The organism is Bradyrhizobium sp. 186 (genome assembly GCF_023101685.1).
Taxonomy (GTDB): domain Bacteria; phylum Pseudomonadota; class Alphaproteobacteria; order Rhizobiales; family Xanthobacteraceae; genus Bradyrhizobium.
Genome location: NZ_CP082164.1, coordinates 8,537,569 through 8,554,511, shown reverse-complemented (window position 1 = coordinate 8,554,511; position 16,943 = coordinate 8,537,569). Strand labels below are relative to the sequence as shown.

15 protein-coding genes and 2 pseudogenes are annotated in these 16,943 nt (G+C 60.2%); 15 read left to right on the top strand and 2 right to left on the bottom strand.

Features of this window, described 5'->3' with window-relative positions; translation table 11 throughout:
* The first annotated feature begins 19 nt into the window (after window positions 1-19).
* The 12 genes from IVB18_RS40880 to IVB18_RS40825 all read left to right on the top strand — a co-directional run bounded on the left by IVB18_RS40880 (window position 20) and on the right by IVB18_RS40825 (window position 9,767).
* Window positions 20-682 carry a 3-oxoacid CoA-transferase subunit A gene (locus tag IVB18_RS40880; RefSeq protein ID WP_247985846.1) on the top strand — a complete coding sequence of 221 codons (663 nt, stop codon included), beginning with the start codon at window positions 20-22 and terminating at the stop codon, window positions 680-682.
* Window positions 679-1,356: a 3-oxoacid CoA-transferase subunit B gene (locus IVB18_RS40875; RefSeq protein WP_247985845.1), complete on the top strand. Its 678-nt coding sequence runs from the start codon at window positions 679-681 to the stop codon at window positions 1,354-1,356. The genes IVB18_RS40880 and IVB18_RS40875 overlap by 4 nt, the downstream gene beginning before the upstream one ends.
* Window positions 1,353-2,996 (top strand): thiamine pyrophosphate-dependent enzyme, encoded by a 1,644-nt coding sequence (locus tag IVB18_RS40870; RefSeq protein WP_247985844.1) that lies wholly within the window; start codon window positions 1,353-1,355, stop codon window positions 2,994-2,996. Before IVB18_RS40875 ends, IVB18_RS40870 begins: the two co-directional genes overlap by 4 nt.
* 35 nt (window positions 2,997-3,031) lie before the next feature.
* Window positions 3,032-3,541 carry an MOSC domain-containing protein gene (locus IVB18_RS40865; RefSeq protein WP_247985843.1) on the top strand — a complete coding sequence of 170 codons (510 nt, stop codon included), beginning with the start codon at window positions 3,032-3,034 and terminating at the stop codon, window positions 3,539-3,541.
* On the top strand, window positions 3,542-4,492 hold the full coding sequence (locus IVB18_RS40860; RefSeq protein ID WP_247985842.1) for a PDR/VanB family oxidoreductase: 951 nt from the start codon (window positions 3,542-3,544) through the stop codon (window positions 4,490-4,492).
* 89 nt (window positions 4,493-4,581) lie between these two features.
* Window positions 4,582-5,115, top strand: a complete 534-nt coding sequence (locus IVB18_RS40855; protein ID WP_247354948.1) for a helix-turn-helix domain-containing protein — start codon at window positions 4,582-4,584, stop codon at window positions 5,113-5,115.
* Window positions 5,116-5,125: 10 nt separating this feature from the next.
* Window positions 5,126-5,593, top strand: a complete 468-nt coding sequence (locus tag IVB18_RS40850) for a tripartite tricarboxylate transporter TctB family protein (RefSeq protein ID WP_247985840.1) — start codon at window positions 5,126-5,128, stop codon at window positions 5,591-5,593.
* Complete coding sequence (locus IVB18_RS40845) at window positions 5,594-7,147, top strand: tripartite tricarboxylate transporter permease (RefSeq protein WP_247985839.1); 1,554 nt, start codon at window positions 5,594-5,596, stop codon at window positions 7,145-7,147. It abuts the gene before it with no gap.
* 243 nt (window positions 7,148-7,390) lie between these two features.
* On the top strand, window positions 7,391-7,666 hold the full coding sequence (locus tag IVB18_RS40840; RefSeq protein ID WP_253076235.1) for an acyl-CoA dehydrogenase family protein: 276 nt from the start codon (window positions 7,391-7,393) through the stop codon (window positions 7,664-7,666).
* Window positions 7,667-7,971: 305 nt separating this feature from the next.
* On the top strand, window positions 7,972-8,751 hold the full coding sequence (locus IVB18_RS40835) for a YggS family pyridoxal phosphate-dependent enzyme (RefSeq protein ID WP_247985837.1): 780 nt from the start codon (window positions 7,972-7,974) through the stop codon (window positions 8,749-8,751).
* A gap of 424 nt (window positions 8,752-9,175) precedes the next feature.
* Window positions 9,176-9,457, top strand: coding sequence for a hypothetical protein (locus IVB18_RS40830; RefSeq protein WP_247985836.1), 282 nt, complete (start codon window positions 9,176-9,178; stop codon window positions 9,455-9,457).
* Window positions 9,458-9,476: 19 nt separating this feature from the next.
* Window positions 9,477-9,767, top strand: coding sequence for a WGR domain-containing protein (locus IVB18_RS40825; protein WP_256476623.1), 291 nt, complete (start codon window positions 9,477-9,479; stop codon window positions 9,765-9,767).
* 49 nt (window positions 9,768-9,816) lie between these two features.
* On the opposite strand, the gene IVB18_RS40820 is transcribed toward IVB18_RS40825, so the two are convergent.
* Entirely contained in the window at window positions 9,817-9,993 is a 177-nt protein-coding gene (locus IVB18_RS40820; protein WP_247985834.1) for a hypothetical protein, read from the bottom strand.
* An 858-nt stretch (window positions 9,994-10,851) separates the two neighbouring features.
* On the opposite strand from IVB18_RS40820, the pseudogene ltrA reads away from it, so the two are divergent.
* Both ltrA and IVB18_RS40810 read left to right on the top strand, forming a co-directional pair.
* Window positions 10,852-12,109 (top strand): annotated as a pseudogene (gene ltrA / locus IVB18_RS40815) (group II intron reverse transcriptase/maturase).
* A 404-nt stretch (window positions 12,110-12,513) separates the two neighbouring features.
* Window positions 12,514-12,714, top strand: a pseudogene (locus IVB18_RS40810) (hypothetical protein); the annotation flags it as partial.
* A 124-nt stretch (window positions 12,715-12,838) separates the two neighbouring features.
* Here IVB18_RS40810 and IVB18_RS40805 read toward each other — a convergent pair.
* Window positions 12,839-13,684, bottom strand: a complete 846-nt coding sequence (locus tag IVB18_RS40805; protein ID WP_247985833.1) for a transglycosylase domain-containing protein — start codon at window positions 13,682-13,684, stop codon at window positions 12,839-12,841.
* Between the two features lie 1,283 nt (window positions 13,685-14,967).
* Between IVB18_RS40805 and metC the strand changes: the two genes are divergently transcribed.
* Window positions 14,968-16,194 (top strand): cystathionine beta-lyase, encoded by a 1,227-nt coding sequence (gene metC, locus IVB18_RS40800; RefSeq protein ID WP_247985832.1) that lies wholly within the window; start codon window positions 14,968-14,970, stop codon window positions 16,192-16,194.
* Window positions 16,195-16,943: the final 749 nt, after the last annotated feature.

The window sequence follows — 16,943 nt, the reverse complement described above, 5'->3', positions numbered from 1 at the left end:
AAACACGGCGGACGAAACGATGCGCAACGTAGTGGTTGAGGACGCGGCGGCCGCCGTGGAAGGCATTAAGGACGGCGACACCGTCTTGATGGGCGGATTCGGCGGAGCAGGTCTTCCGCTCGGAGTGGTCAAGGCGGTGCTCGACCGCGGCGTCCGCGACCTGACGCTGATATCGAACAACGCCGGCTCCACGGAGGACGATCTGTCGCTGTGGTTCGAAGCCAGGATCGTTCGCAAGATCGTCTGCTCCTATCCGCGGAGCGCCAAGCAGTTCGCCGAACAATATCGTGCAGGCACCGTCGAGCTCGAGCTGGTTCCACAGGGCACCTTGGTGGAGCGCATCCGGGCGGGCGGCGCCGGTCTCGGCGGCTTCCTTTCTCCCGTCGGCGTCGGAACGGTGTTCGCGGACGGCAAAGAGAAGATCGTCGTCGACGGACGCGAATTCATTCTTGAGCTACCGCTTCGTGCAGATTTCGCTTTCGTCAAAGGTCATCTCGCCGACACGCTCGGCAACGTCACCTACAACAAGACGGCGCGCAACCACTGCGCGGTCATGGCGACCGCCGGCCGGACGGTCGCCGTGGAAGTCGACCGCGTGGTCGAGGTCGGCGATTTGGATCCGGAAGCCATAGTCACTCCATGCATCTTCGTCGATCGCGTTTTCGCAAGGAGCTCCCGATGACCCCGCTTTCACGTGACGCGCTGGCGCGCATGGTCGCGTTGCATCTTCCCGAGGAAGGATTTGTGAACCTCGGCATCGGCGCTCCGACGCATGTGGCCGATTACCTGCCGGCCGGTTCGGGCGTGATCCTTCACAGTGAGAACGGTATCCTTAACGTTGGCCCGAAGCCTGCAGCCGGCGAGGAGGACTGGGACCTCATCAACGCCGGAAAGATGCCGATTTCCTTGCGGACGGGCGGTTCTTACTTCGACTCCAGCCTCTCGTTCGCGATGATGCGGGGCGGCCATCTCGACGTCGCCGTGCTCGGCGCATTTCAGGTCTCCAAGGAGGGCGACCTCGCCAACTGGACCACCGGCGACAACGGGTCTCCGCCCGGTATCGGCGGAGCCATCGATCTGGCGGTCGGCGCCAAGTCGATCTGGGTGATGATGGACCACACCACGAAGGATGGCCGCTCCCGCATCGTGGAGCGATGCGGGTATCCACTCACCGCACGCAGAGTGGTGACCCGCATCTTCACCAGCCTCGCCATCATCGACGTGGCCGAGGGAGGACTGGCGGTCCGAGCGCTGCTCGACGGCCTTACGATCGAGGCGCTGCGCGATCGGACGGAGGCGCCGCTGCACGTCGCCCGCGAGATCCTGACCATCAGGCAGGACGGGAGCGTCGCATGAGCTATCGCGTCGCCGAACTCGTCGTGGACAGCCTCGTCGCCCATGAGGTCGACCGGGCGTTCGGTGTGCCGGGGGAGAGCTTCCTGGCCCTGCTGGACGCACTGCGCGATCGAAACGATTTCGACCTGGTGACCTGCCGCCACGAGGGTAGCGCGAGCCTCGCGGCCGTAGCCGACGCCAAGCTCACCGGCCGCGCCGGCGTCGTGATGGCGAGCCGTGGTCCGGGCGCCTTCAACGCCGCGCTTGGACTGCACGTCGCGGCGCAGGAGGCGATTCCGCTGGTGATGCTGGTCGGTCAAGTCGACCGTCCGAACCTTGCGCGCGACGCCGTGCAGGAGATCGACTGTGGTCGTTCGTTCAATGGCGTGCTGAAGTGGTCCGTGCGTCTGAACTCGGCGGATCTCGTTCCGGAGATGATGGCCCGCGCGTTCGCGGTGGCCAATGCGGGAACGCCCGGTCCCGTCGCCATCGAACTGCCGGAAGATCTCCTTGAGGACACGGCCGAGGGATTTGCGGCCACAGCCAATGGGGCTGTGCGTCCGGAGCCGGGCGCTGCGGCGATCGAACAGGCGACGGCGGCGTTGTCGGCCGCGGAGCGGCCGATCCTGCTGGTCGGTGGCGAATGCCGGACGGCATCGTTCCGCGAAGATCTTGTCGCGTTTTCCGAGAAATGGAACGTCCCGGTCGCCACCATGAACAAGATGCAGGACCAATTCCCGAACTCTCACCCGCTGTGGGCCGGTCAGTTCGGGTTCTTCACGTCCGAGCCCCATGTGAAACTGCTCGAACGCGCCGACCTCGTCGTTGCCGTCGGAACGCGTCTGGGCGATCTGTCCTCGCTTGGCTTCGCATTTCCGAGACAGGCCAAACCGCGCCAGCCGCTGGTCCACGTCTATCCGGATCCCGATGCGATCGGAAAGCGCGTTCGGACCGACGTGGCGGTCGTATCCGGATCGCACGCGTTCGTGTCGGCCATGCTCGCCGCGCCCGCGACGGCGCGGGACCGCACCGCGTGGCTTCACGCGGCTGCCGCGGCGCGGACGGCCACGCATGGTTGGCCTCGGTTCGGCGTACCATCGGCGGACGTCTTCGGTCATGCGGTGGCGGCCATCGCTGCGCACTTCAGGCCCGATGGCATCGTCACGACCGACTCCGGCAATTTCGCCGGATGGGTCCATCGCATCTTCAGCCTCGAGCCGACCGCGCGGCTGCTCGGCTCGGCTTGCGGGGCGATGGGCAGCGGAGTCCCGTCCGGGCTCGCCGCAAGCCTTCGTTTTCCGGGGCGGCAAGTGGTCGCCTTCTGCGGAGACGGCGGCTTCCTGATGACGGGCAACGAGCTTGCGACGGCCGTCGCCAGAGGCGCGAACCTCAAGATCGTCGTATCCAATAACCGGTCCTACGGGACCATCCGGTCGCACCAGGAGCGGGCTTTTCCCGACCGTCCGTATGGCACGGATCTGTCGAATCCCGACTTTGCCGCTTTGGCACGCGCCTTCGGCGCGACGGGCTTCGTCATCGAGGACGCGGAACGTGCCCCGGCGACGGTCGCGGAGGCGATGACGACCAAGGGACCGGTCGTCATCGAGGTGCGCTCGGACGTGCGCCAGACGCTCGATAAATCGCTCGCCGCTTCACGATGAAGCCAGTTCGGATTAAGGCCCAGGGAGAGAACACGATGGACGCGATCGCAATCGAGGAGCCCGAGGTCACGATGTCTTGGCAGGGCGTCGTGCGCTACCTGCACAAGACCCCGCGCGCCTTTTTGCCGATGCGCTCGTTTCCCTCGCTCGAGCTCGTCGCTGGACGCGGCATCGAGGGCGATCGATATTTCGTCGGCCACGAAACAGGATTCTACTCCCACAAGCCGGAGGAGGGACGGCAGGTCACCCTGTTCGAGATGGAGACGCTCGAGGCCCTGCAACGCGACCACAAGATCGAGTTGCTGCCCGAGGAACATCGCCGCAACGTGACCGTCGAAGGTGTCCCGCTGAATCATCTCGTCGGCCGTCGCTTCCGGCTCGGAGAAGCGATTGTCGAGGCGACCCGTCTTTCGACGCCGTGCCGGCACATCGAGGAGATACTCGGCAAGTCGGTCTTCGATCCGTTGATCAACCGGTCGGGGCTGAACTGCAAGATCATCGCGGGGGGCACGCTGCGCGTAGGCGACGCCGTGAGGCCGATCTAGATGGCGAAGGCGATAAAGACGGTCTCCACCGTTGTCTCGAAAGTAGAGGATCTCGGCAACGACACCAAGCGCTTCACGCTGGTCGACCAGGACGATTGGGAGCTGCCACCGTTTCGGCCGGGGGCGCACATCGACGTTCACCTGGGCCAGGGTCTCGTCCGGACCTATTCGCTCTGCAATGACCCGTACGACGATCGGCGCTACGTGATCGCAGTGAAGCGCGAACGCGAAGGCCGCGGCGGCTCGAACTTCCTGCACGACCTGGTGGAGGTGGGACAGCCGATTTCGGTCTCGCTGCCGCGCGGCGGGATCGCACTGGACCAGGAGGGAACGAACGTATTCCTCGCGGGAGGCATCGGTGTAACCCCGTTCATCTCCGCAATTCGGCATCTCGAGCGCCGAGGGCGCTCGAACTACGTGCTGCACTGGACCAGCCGCGGACGACCGGTCCTGACCGACATGATCGCGCCGGCAATCGAAGCAGGCCGTATCCGCCTCTACGACACGACCGCGCAGGCCAAGCCCGTCATCGCCGCAATTGTCGGGGAATTCGCCGGATCTGGTCTGGCGGCTTGCTGCGGACCCGCAGCGATGCTGAAGGCTTTCGAAGATGCCGTCTCGGCCTGGCCGGAAGAGCGCAAACACATCGAGATGTTCACCCCGCCCAAGGTCATCGCCCGGAGCGACGTGCCTCCCTACGAGCTCTATCTGTCGGCGAGCCAGAAGCTCGCGACTGTCACACCAGATGTTGGTCTTCTCGGAACGCTCGACGCGCTCGGCGTCGAGGTCCCCGTGTCCTGCGGCGGCGGCATCTGTGGCGCCTGCCGCACGCGCTGGACCGAGGGGCCGCCCATCCATCGCGATCGCGTGCTTTCAATTGCCGAGCGGCAGAATGAGCTCATCGTCTGCGTGGGCGATTGCGCCGGACAAAGGCTGGTGCTGGATCTGTGATCAGTCGGGGTCCCGTTCCACGGTTTGAACTGTCAGTGGTTTGGTGCGAGATCGATGCAGGCAATAACTTCGGAAAAGAGCCGAGCGCAATGACACTCAACCTCAAATTCCTCCGCGTGCAGAGCGGCATGACGCTGGAGCAGCTTGCCGCCGATTCCGGTCTGACCCGCAGCTATCTTTCCAAGCTGGAACGCGGGCTCTCCTCTCCGTCGATAGGTTCCGCGCTCAAGATCGCCGAGGCTCTCGGAACGACCTTAGACCGCTTCTACGGCCAGCCGGACGACCACGACCCGATCACGATTGTCCGCGCGAAGAACGGGAAGGCGGGCGACGTCGACACGCACCTGTCGCTAGTCGCCGGACTGGCTCCCGAACGCACGATGCGCGCCTTTATCGTGCGACCGACCAAGACGGCGAAACGCGGTCGCATCATGAGTCACCACGAAGGTGAGGAAATCCTGTTCATCCTCACCGGCCGGATCGAGCTCGTCATCGGAAAGCGCAAGGAGACACTGAATCCGGGCGATTGCATCCAGTTCGACTCCACGATTCCGCACAAGCTGACGCAGGTGTCTTCCGAACCGGCATCGGCGCTTGTCGTGATAGCGACCAAAACCGCATAGAGGTGCCGAGATGCCGATCATGCTGCGAAAGAAGGACTTCTACGCCGGGCTGCTCATGGTGCTGCTGGGCGCCGGGATCGGTCTCAACGCGACGACCTATACGCTCGGGACCTTCGCGCACATGGGACCGGGCATGTTTCCGTTCATGCTCGGTGTCTTGATGGTTCTCGTCGGAGCTTTGATCTTCATCACCGGGTTGGCGACGCCTCTCGAAGAGGGAGAGCGCATATTGCCCGCAGCGATGGAATGGCGCGGCTGGGCCTGCATCCTCGCGGGTCCTCTGATGTTCGTCCTCTTCGGCCTCTATTTCGGCATGGCCGCGGCCACCTTCATGTGCGTCTTCGTTTCCGCGCTGGGCGACAGGACCGCCACCCTGAAAGGCTCGGCCGTCCTGGCCGCAGTCGTCGCGGTCGTCGGCTGTCTCCTCTTTTCCTACGTGCTGAAGGTTCCTTTCCCGCTGTACCGTTGGGGGTTTTAGATGTTCGCGAGTGCGCTTTCCGATCTCTGGTACGGCTTCGGCGTCGCTTTCGAGCCGCAGAATTTCATGTGGTGTTTCGTCGGCGTCCTTGTCGGTAACATGGTGGGCGTCCTGCCGGGAATGGGGCCGCTCGCCACAATCTCAGTGCTGCTGCCGCTGACCTTCGGCATTAAGCCGGTCGGCGCCATCCTGATGCTGTCAGGAGTGTTCTATGGGGCGCAATACGGCGGCGCGATTTGTTCGATCCTGCTCAACTTGCCGTGCCATCCGCCGCACGCGGTGACGTGCCTCGACGGGTTTCCGCTAACGAAGCAGGGCCGCGGCGGCGCGGCGCTCGGCATCACGGTCCTATCGTCGTTCGTCGGCGCTTCCTGGGGCATCCTGGAAATGATCTTTCTAGCTCCGGTGCTGGTGAAAGTCGCGCTGGAGTTCGGTCCAACTGAAATATGCTCGCTGATGCTTCTGGGCCTGCTCGCCGGTTCGACGCTGGCGAAAGGCTCGCCTCTCAAAGGCATCGCCATGACGTTGCTCGGCCTGTTTCTAGGAATCGTGGGAACGGATGTCGAGACCGGCTCGGAGCGCTTTACGGTCGGCATCCCGAATCTCCTTGACGGGATCGAACTCGTCGGACTCGCTCTCGGTCTATTTGGTATCGCCGAGTTCATGAAGAGCGTGAGCCAATACTCCGAGGTGAACACGCGCTATTCGAAGGTCGGTCTGCGCGATCTGCGCCCGTCGCGCGACGAACTCCGCCGCTCCATCCCCGCGATGTTGCGCGGCACCATCATCGGGAGCCTTTGCTCGCTCATTCCGGGAACTGGACCAACGATCGCTTCCTTTATCTCCTACGCGGCCGAGAAAAAGGTTTCGAAAACGCCGGAGAAGTTCGGCACCGGTATGATCGAAGGCGTCGGTTGTCCAGAGGCATCGACGTATTCGTCGGTACAGGGCGACTTCATCCCGACTATGAGCCTTGGCATTCCCGGGGACGCAGTCATGGCTCTGATACTGGGTGCGCTGATGATCCAGGGCATCGTGCCCGGTCCTCAACTGATCAAAGAGCACCCCGCCATTTTCTGGGGTCTGATCGCGAGCTTCTGGATCGGCAACGTCATGCTGGTCTTGCTCAACGTCCCGCTGATCGGGCTCTGGGTGAAGCTCCTGATGATTCCTTACAAATATCTCTATCCAAGTGCGTTGTTCTTCGTCGCGATCGGCGTCTACTCGACCAACAACGACATGTTCCAGGTCGGCGAGACCGTCGTCGTCGGGATGGTCGGCTATCTGCTCCTGCTGCTCGATTTCCACCCGGCCTCGATCCTGCTCGGCTTCGTCCTCGGGCCACGCCTGGAAGAGAACTTCCGCCGTTCGCTGCTGGTCTCGCGCGGTGACGTCATGATTTTCGTCGAGCGGCCGATCAGCGCGTTCTTTCTGTTCCTGTGCGTGACGCTTCTGGCGGCGCAGGTCTACGTGCGTTTGCGCAAGCCGAAGGCCCTTGCGGCACTCGACGTCGCGGAGGGGAACGGCGTCGCAGCCGCCCGCCCCGCGGAGTGAGCTTTTAATCGGCCAAGGGCCGGTTGCTTCGCGGCCCAGTAAAGAGGAGAGACGGTCCAGGCAACAAGAGCTCCAAGGCAAGAAGTATTTCGACGAACGCGCCACCCGCGAGATGGCGCAGAATCGGCACGCCAGCAAACGCACGGTGCAGGGTAGCCTCGCCTACCCTGGGCGGATACTGGCCATGCGTGCGCGTTCGGCATTGCGGGCTTTCTGGCGGAGGGACGATCTGCGGGCTTGTCGGTGACGCCGCCGTACGATCTAGTCGGGTGTCAGGCCATGGGGCTCGCTGGGATCGAACTGTCGGATTGCCCCGTAGACGAGGCTGCAGTGCTCTTTCCTCCGGGCGACGGCTTCAAACGTGCCATGGCCGGTGTCGACGTCGCCCGAACGCTCGTCGCAGCCCTGTGCTGTGGAATGATGGAGGCCTTGCTCGATTGCGCGCTGGCGGCCACGAACGGCCGGACCGACTTTGGTTCGAAAACCATCGATTTTCAGGGCTGCAATGGCTGCTGGTGACGTCGCGACGGACCTTCACGCCGCGCGGCTGTTGTTCTCTGCTGCGGCATCCAAGCTCGATCGCGGTGAGCGCGCTAGAGTTGACGCCGCCCACGCGAAAAAGTTCGCCACGAGAGCCGCAATGAACGGCATCATACAGTGTATGCAATCGATTGGCGCGAGAGCGCTTTTGACCCAGACGCCGATAGCGCGTCACGTGACCACGGCAAAGACGGCCCAATATCTGGACGGAACGACCGAAATTCAGCATGTCGTGATCTCTCGCTCACTGAAGAGTAGAGTGAGGGACCAGCAGGGAGCGGACGATGTCAGAAATAGACAACGAGAGGTTCACGAATGATCCGCGCTCGCTTTTTCGCTCCAATCTCGATGAGCTTGAACAACGGATAAAGACGGCTTGCGTGCGGGCAGGCCGTCGCCGCTCGGAAGTTCGACTGTTGCCCGTTAGCAAGACGGTGCCAACCGTCGTCATCCGTATCGCGTCCGAACTCGGCCTCTCTAACTTTGGGGAAAACAAGGTTCAGGAAGCCGAGGGCAAGGCTCGAGATCTCGCCGATCTGTCGCTGAACTGGAGTATCATCGGCCACCTCCAGACAAACAAAGTGAATTCGATGATCAAATTCGCCAGCGAGTTTCACGCGCTGGACAGCATACGATTGGCTGATGCGCTCCAGACCCGGCTCGGCGCCGAAAGTAGACGTCTCGACGTATTCGTCCAGGTCAACACCTCCGGTGAGGTGAGCAAATACGGTCTCTCGCCGAACGAAGTGGGTGACTTTGTGCGTCGGCTTCCCGACTATCCGGCCCTGATTCCTCGCGGCTTTATGACTCTCGCAATCTTCAGTCGTGACGCCGACAAGGTTCGCGGGTGTTTCAAGTTGCTGCGGCAGTTGCGAGACGCGCTACGCGATAGGATATCGCCGCGACTTAACCTGCTCTCTATGGGTATGACAAGCGACTTCGAGATGGCAATCGAAGAGGGGGCTGACGTCATTAGAGTTGGCCAGGCCATTTTTGGGCCGCGACCGACGAAAGACGGACACTACTGGCCCGGGCTCCTTCGAGGGAACGAAGGATCATCTTAATACATAGTGCTTCGCGCGGCGCTAAAACGCGAGCGCGGCCTCCCTTGAAACGGTCCGCCGCTCCATGAGCAGAATCCGAGCACAATGGGTGCGACGACGATCAATCCGGAGATGGCAACCCGGTAAGGGGAAGCCCGCTTGCGGGGCTTCAGCGCAGCCGTATGAAGAATCGCGCCGCACGTGCTGCGAATTGGCCAGGAGCGGCTTGCGAGCGCGCTTAAATGGAACCTGCTGCTCTCCCTGGCCGAGGCAGAATTTTTTTGTCTCCGCTGGTCGAGCCGCGTCCTGGACGAGACCGAAGCAGCTATCGAGGAAATCTTGAGCGGCAAAGGCTTTGACGATGCAACGGGGCGCGCGGAACGGGCGCGCGCGCCAGCATGGAAGCTGCCTTCGAAGACGCCATGTTACAGATTTTGACAACTTCTTGCCGGTCGCGGCGGGTCTGCTCGATCCCGGCGATCACAACGTTGTCGCTGCGGCCGCCAAGACGCAAGCCGCAATGATCATAACGGAAAACCTTAAGGACTTTCCGGCGGGAATTCTTTCCGACCTGAACATGGAGGCGAAATCCGCCGACGCTTTCATTGCGGATACTATTGCACTCGACGACACTCGCGACGTTGCAGCCATTCGGCGTATGCGCGAATGGTTCTCTAGTCGATTCGACCGCGACTCGCAACCTGACGATTCAGTAATAAGATTCTGACACATGTCCGAACTGCACGGTGCAATACCTCGCGCTCGAACCTTGCGATCCGGCCCGGAACATGGCCCGTTTCTATGTGCTCACGATCGAGCCAACCCTGTTTGGCGACACTGCATTGCTGCGGGAATGGGTCGCCTCGGCCAACGGCCGCCGGCGACTCGATCTGTTCGTTGGGCCCGGGTGCAGGGCCGCCGAGGCGCTCGAGGCTTGGCTCGTGCGTAAAGCCCGTCGTGGGCTACTTCCGGCGAAGCCCCACAGCTGCAGTGAGCGGTTCCGTCCACCGCAACAGCAAAGTCGCCAGCAAAGCTGAAGCTTATGCGAATCAAGTCATACGCGGACGCTCAAGCCTGCGTTTCAAGCTACTGATGGACAATTTGCTTCTCGAAGGATCTTGAGCTGTAACACCGTCGTTGGCGTGCAGTACAGCCACGGACATTTTCGCCGACCTTCACGTTGACGCCGGCGTCCTTGGCGGTCTTCTCGACCGCTGCGGTGCCGCCGAGAACGATCAGGTCCGCCAGCGAGACCTTCTTCACGCCGGACGAGGCATTGAACTCCTTCTGGCCACTCCCATATCTGGGAGGTGTGGCGTCTCCAATCGTTGTTCATTCCCGAATAACACATCGTGATCCCAGGCGGCGCTATTCAAAGGCAGACGCGGCCGTCGCGGATCACGCGGGTGAACTCGCTCCAGCACGTGAGCATGTTGTCCATCGCCTTAGCCTCTATCACCTTCGCCGCTGGCGCCAACGTCTTCTCGATGATCCGCGCCTTATCATCTTGCCACCAGCGCCGCCGCCACTCCAACCCGTCCCAACCCGGCCGCCTGACGAGCTCAATGCGAGGTGTGCTGCAGATGCACACGGAAGGGGGTTTGCAGTGAACAACTGACCGTGGGGATAAGCTGCGCGAAAGATGAGGGCGGGCCCCTCGGGATCGGCTTTCAGGAGCAGGTCCCAAACCAGTCCAAGCTGCTGCGTTCAAAAGGCGTGGTGGTGAGCGTTGGATCAAAAGTCCGAATGAAATTCGGGCAGGTGAGCATTCGAGAGACGAGCGTGAGCAAACCCTCGGTGACGCGCCGAAAGGCTTTAGACACTGCCAAAACCAGAGGCGCTCGCATCCTCTGGGATAAATCTGTCGGTTACCTGGTTACTGGGCAGATAGCAGTCGGCGTATAGGGGGCGTGAAGCGGATGCAGGCTTTCGTGTGGAACTGCAGGAACCAGTCCCTGGATGCCAAGGGAGAAGCTGAAGCGGCCAAAACTGCGAGGCGAGAGTACCGAAGCCAGGGCCTGGGGCGGACCGACCCGTACTAGCGGTGAAGGCCCCGTAATCGGGCCGGAGCAAAGGGGTCGGGTCAGGACAAATCGTATTGACGTACCAACTGGAAACAGGATGACGACGACGATCACGACAAACAAGCCGTTTCATATCGATAAGAAACGTGTGTACGACGCTTACAAAGCGGTCAAATCCAATGCGGGTTCGGCCGGTGTGGATGGACAGACGATCGAGCAGTTCGACTCCGACTTGCAGAACAATCTCTACAAGCTTTGGAATCGGATGAGCTCGGGAAGCTACTTTCCTCCACCGGTGCGCGCCGTCTCCATTCCCAAAAAGGCTGGAGGCCAGAGGATTTTAGGTGTGCCAACCGTAGCGGATCGAGTGGCCCAGATGGTTGTCAAACAACTCATTGAGCCGGACTTGGACCCAATATTTTTGGCAGACTCCTATGGCTATCGGCCGAGAAAATCGGCACTCGATGCTATCGGCGTCACGCGCAAGCGGTGCTGGAAATACGACTGGGTTCTCGAGTTCGACATCAAAGGTCTGTTCGACAACATCGACCACGAACTTTTGCTACGGGCTGTCCGGAAGCACGTGACGTGCAAGTGGGCGCTGCTCTACATCGAACGATGGCTGACGGTACCTATGGACAAGGATGGAATAATTATCGAGCGAACCCGCGGCACCCCTCAGGGTGGCGTGATTAGCCCTATATTATCCAACCTTTTCCTGCACTACACTTTCGACCTCTGGATGGGACGGGCGCACCCCAACCTCCCATGGTGTAGGTATGCAGACGATGGCCTAGTGCACTGCCGGAGCGAGCAAGAAGCGGAAGCCCTAAAGGCCGAGCTACAAACTCGCCTGGCAGAATGCGGGCTTGAGATGCACCCCACCAAAACCAGGATTGTCTACTGTAAGGACAGCCGGCGGAAGGGGAGCTATTCGAACGTCAAGTTTGACTTCCTTGGCTACTGCTTCCGGCCGCGACGGGCAAAGAACTCACAAGACGCCTCGGTTTTGCAGTTTTCTGCCTGGGATCAGCGCTTCGGCGCTGAAGTCTATGCGGGCGGCAATCCGGGATTTGAACCTCCGAAGACGGACCCATGTGTCAATGGCTGACATCGCTCGGCAGCTCAATCCACTCCTGCGGGGGTGGATTGAGTATTACGGTCGATTCACGCGGGCGGCTCTGGGGCCAATCCTTCGATACGTCAATCAGACAATCGAGGCTTGGATGATGCGGAAGTTCAAACGCTTTATGGGTCGCAAGGCCAAGACCGGCCGCGTTCTCGAACGACTATCTCGCGAACGTCCCGGGTTGTTCGCACACTGGAAGATCGGCATACGCGGCTCGTTCGCCTGATGGGAGCCCAGTGAGGCGAGAGTCTCACGCTGGGATCTATGAGAGGCCGGCGGTGAGATTCCGCCGGCCTACTCGACACCTAAGGTCAGCAGCTTCACAGTAGACGTTGCAAACAGGCTTGCCTTCTCCGGCCGCTATTGATCAACGCTCTGCCCTCTTGCCTAACCACCCGAATGCTTCCTCATTGAGAAATGCAAGGCTTTCTCATCAGAGTAGGTAGGTGCTCGCTTCAGGTTGTTGCCGCATGCTTTCACCATCTCGCCAGACACCATTCATAACGATAGGACGCGTGCAGCAATGAAGACTTTGCTCAATCCCTCGCACGTCTCGCGCTGCCGTCAACTGTATGAGGACGCTGCCGCCCAAAACGGCATTAATGTTTCGATCGGATGATACGACTTCAACGAGTACGTCTCGATTTTGTCAGCATCTTCGCCAATGAGGGCTTCATCATTCGCCTCATCGGTGTGCTCATGCTGAGCAGAACGATGGATGGGCCGTCCAGCGGGCACGCAACATACCTGGAAACCGTCGCCCCGTTGAGCGACGATCCGACCGTCAGCCTCCCTGCTATCGCCAGGCAACCGGCCGGCTCTTTCCGATGAATCGCGATCCGCCAGTTACATTGCGGGGTGCGATACCAATTTGCAGTCAATCAGCTGTGCTACCCTCCACTCCTTGGCAGCAGTGGCAATCATCTTCCGCGAGATCACGCTCATCTCGATCTCTTCAATTCGGCGATGCGTCCTGATGCATGAAGATCAGGCGTGCCGGATGTTGCTTTGCCGCGAACAGCTGATCATTAGTGATGAGCCCGGTCTCGACGAGGGTGTCCAGAACCAGGTTTGCACGCTCACGCGCATTCGGAAGAGCAACATGCGAAGGTAGATCTAGTGGCGCATTTATCAGGCCGGCAAGCAGGGCTGCTTCGCCAAGTTCGATATCCTGAACCTGCTTGTGGAAATAACTCTGCGCAGCTTTACTGACGCCGAAGATGCCGCCTCCGATCTGCACACGGTTTAGGTAGATCTTCAGGATTTCATCCTTGCTGAGCCGCCATTCGAGCCAAATTGCGACAAGCGCCTCCTGAATCCTGACCTCCAAAGTTGGTTCATCTGAGGGGAATAGAATTCTCGCAACCTGCTGGGTAATCGACGAGCGCACGGCCTTTGTGCCCGGGCCGGCATGCAATGAGAGCGCGATCGCGGTAAGGTCAATGCCGAAATGGCTATAGAAGCGGCGATCCCCGGTTGCCAACGTCGCCTTGACTAGGACGTCCGGAAGCTCCTTCACTGAAATCGAGCTGTACGTCGCGCAAGCGCTAGTCAGACCCGTGCGGCATTCCGGCAGACAGAGTGTGGGATCGGCGCCCTCGCTCCAATCCTGATCACCTGTTTTCTGAAAAACGGGGTTTGCCACGATCATTGACAGTATGAGGCTGATGAGCCCGAATGTTAAGGCCTCCGAAAGCGGATCGACGATCGTACAGCGCAAGGATCGGCGAACAAGCCTCGCACCGCGCATAAGCTCCGTTAGCATGCAGGCAATCGAATAGACACGCCTGGCTCCAGCCATCATACGATCTTGGATTGGGGTTCTTCTTCGCGGTATCATCTGACTCACTTGCGTTTCAAATTATTTGAACTTAGCGCGTCGAAACGCGTGCCGCTTGCGGCACGCCGCTCCGTTCGGACGTCCCCGCCAAAAAAAGCATCTGTCGTAGTTCTGGAGCCGCGACACGCCGCAGCACAACGTAAGAACTCGCGCATCGGCTGCACCTCGCCGAGGGGGACGGCTGCGAATTCTGCAGGTGAGAGGTGAGCCCGCGTGAATTGTTTAGCCCTCGCGGTTTATTGTCGAGCGCTTCTGGTCCGCAAGATCTGGTTCTGGTTGCCAGCAGGCGGGTTGCTCGAGCGAGTTGCGCGACGGCGCATGACTGCTGCAGCTCTCTGCGGAGTGGGCCGTAGCCATATGCAGCCGCGCGCGCTCTCGTCGGCTGCGAAAACGCCGAGTACGGACGCCGTAGCCGGCCCCACCGGCGGCGACAATCGAAAGGACAATAAGAGCTGCCACCATCATCTCAAGCGCGCCTCGCAGATCCTCAATGTGCCGCGCCTGCACCTTGAGGCCGGAATGTGTCTCGGTTCGGAGAATCGAACCGCTAGTTAGTACAACTTGACGCTAGGTACGATTCAAGTCTGTTAAGGGCCAGCTCTCGATTCAGTCAGGTGTCGGTTCGTGTAAGTTGTGATCATTCAGCGTAGTGGGCCTGCGCAATTCTCTTGCACCACGAACTTGCATGACGGCGGCGTAACGACCGCAACCGGTGCTTAAATGGCGCAAATCATGCTCCCCGCTTCGATATAAGCATAAGCGTGCAGCAACTAGGCCTTCATTGGGAAGCTGCAAAAACAACGCCAACGCGCGAGTTCATAAGAAGTGCAATTGTCAACCCACATCAAGATCGTCCCGATTTAACCGATTTGGCGAGGAGCCCACATGCAGCGTCTTTTGTCCGACAAGAAATTCGCCTGGTGCCGAGGCATCCGACCAGTCCGGGTTAATCCGCCTGCAGCGCGCAGCCTGCGCGTCTGGCCCAACCTTTGCTGTAGTGATGGACCCACTGTAGATCTGCATGAAGCTGACCACCGACTTTCAGGGGCGCGGTCCGGCACGGTCTCACTGTGCGGTCGACCGCGCTTTCGATCTGGGAGGAGAGCTGCTCTAACGTTGGGATATGATGACGAAGAGGCCGTCGATGCAGAGTTCTCGAGTCGTCGCGCCGGAGACGAGTTGCAGATTGATAGTAGTGGGCATTCGCCGCGCATTTAAGCGGCGCGATCCCAGATAGGAGAGGTATGGATCGGATCGCTTGGGGTAAAGGCTTGCCAGAGCCCAACACGCAATTGTCTCATCTCGGTCGCGCGCCGGCTGAACACGCCGGGATGGTCAATGTTCCTGTCTATCGAGGTTCCACGATCGTTTCGGAAACCCTCGAAGAGTGGGATAGGCGCAAGCAGAATCCAGTGACGAACTACGGACGATTCGGCTCACCGCTGTCTCGCGCTCTCGAGGCTGCCATTTGTGAACTGGAAGGCGGGTATCGTTCGATCTTGTTCCCTTCGGGTCTCTCTGCGTGCTCCCACGCGCTTCTCGGGATCCTGAGGGCCGGGGATCATGTTTTGATCTGCGATAACGTCTATGAACCGGTGAGGATGTTCGCGAACCAGGTTCTAACTAGATTTAAGGTCAAGGTGGAGTACTTCCATCCCACACAACCTTCGGATCTACTCGCGAAGATTGGGACAAAAACGCGAGCTGTGTACCTGGAGTCCCCGGGGTCCATGACGTTTGAGGTACAGGATCTGCCCGCGCTGTGCGCGATCGCACATCAATCGGGTGCGCTCGTGCTCATGGACAATACTTGGGCGACGCCGCTCTATTTCAAACCCTTTCTCCATGGCGTCGACATCTCGATCCATGCCGCGACCAAGTATATCGTTGGTCATTCCGACGCCCTTCTGGGCATTGCTACCGCTAACAAGGAAGCGTGGCCGCTCCTGCAGCCAAGCGCTCATCATTTCGGGGAGATTGCTGGGCCAGATGACATCTATTTAGCTCTTCGTGGACTGCGCACACTAGCCGTTCGCATGAGGCAGCATTACGAAAATGGCATCAAGCTGGCTCAAAGCCTGGAAGACCACCCGGCAGTGGGCCGGGTTCTACACCCTGCGCTCCCGAACGATCCCGGCTACAATATTTGGAAGCGGGATTTCTTGGGTGCAAGTGGCCTGTTCGGCGTCGTTCTGAGGCCTATGTCCAAGGCCCAGCTTTCGGTTTTCTTCCAGAAACTGCGCCTTTTTGGAATCGGATTGTCGTGGGGTGGGTACGAAAGCCTTGTGCTGCCTGTCGATGATCCTCCACGAACGGAAGCAATGGTTTCATTTGATGGACCGTTGATTCGTATTCACGCCGGCATCGAGGGGCCGAGTGATCTCATTGCGGACATGCATCAGGCGCTGCAAGCCGCCTGCGAACACTCCGTGAGCGACGCTGCTTACCAGGATGAGAGCAGAGACGGGTGATTTCAAGGGCAGTATTGATGGCGCGGAGGAGGCCGATAAAAGCGACGCTTGGGGGCGCTATCGAGCAGAGATCAGTAGCGCAGACAGTCGCGAGTTCTGGGCATGTTGGCCGACACGGCCGATGATCTACCATTTGTAAAGCGGTTTTATGGCCGTGCATCTCCGAGGTGGAGCACCAGCCCCGTGCAGGAAGACCATGCGCACGGCTTCTGTCTGTCAATGTGCGTGAGCACAACGCCCATGACGTGCGGTCAGTTGGATGTCATTTAAGCCGCAGGTGCCATTGCCGTATTCGGATGATTCGCTCGCCCAAACATGTCCGGGTGCTTTTGAACACGAGCGCTTGGCAATACGCGATCGCGCAACCGGGGATCTCCGGCGTTCCGTTCGGTACGGCGCGACCGCCATGGCAAACGGGTATCGCAACGGATGCATGCCATTTCTGCGTCTAATTGCCTCTGCGCCCTATGACGCGGGCGCTGGGTCTACGCTAGCTCGGCTGGCCCCCGGAGCAAAGGCGGGAGGCTGACCAACGCGTAAACGATCGTTCGCGTACTTGCCGATGCAACATATATTCTTCAGCTACCGCCAACAAGGTTGTCTCTCTTGCGACGAATGTCCGAATTCTAGCAGTGAACGTTGCGTCCCCAGTTCTCCAGCACTCGTGCTTTTGCGGCACTGCTCCTTGCGCCTCAGCTGGTACGACATTTGCTGGACGCTTCAGGTCCGCCTCCTCCCGAAGAAGCGCA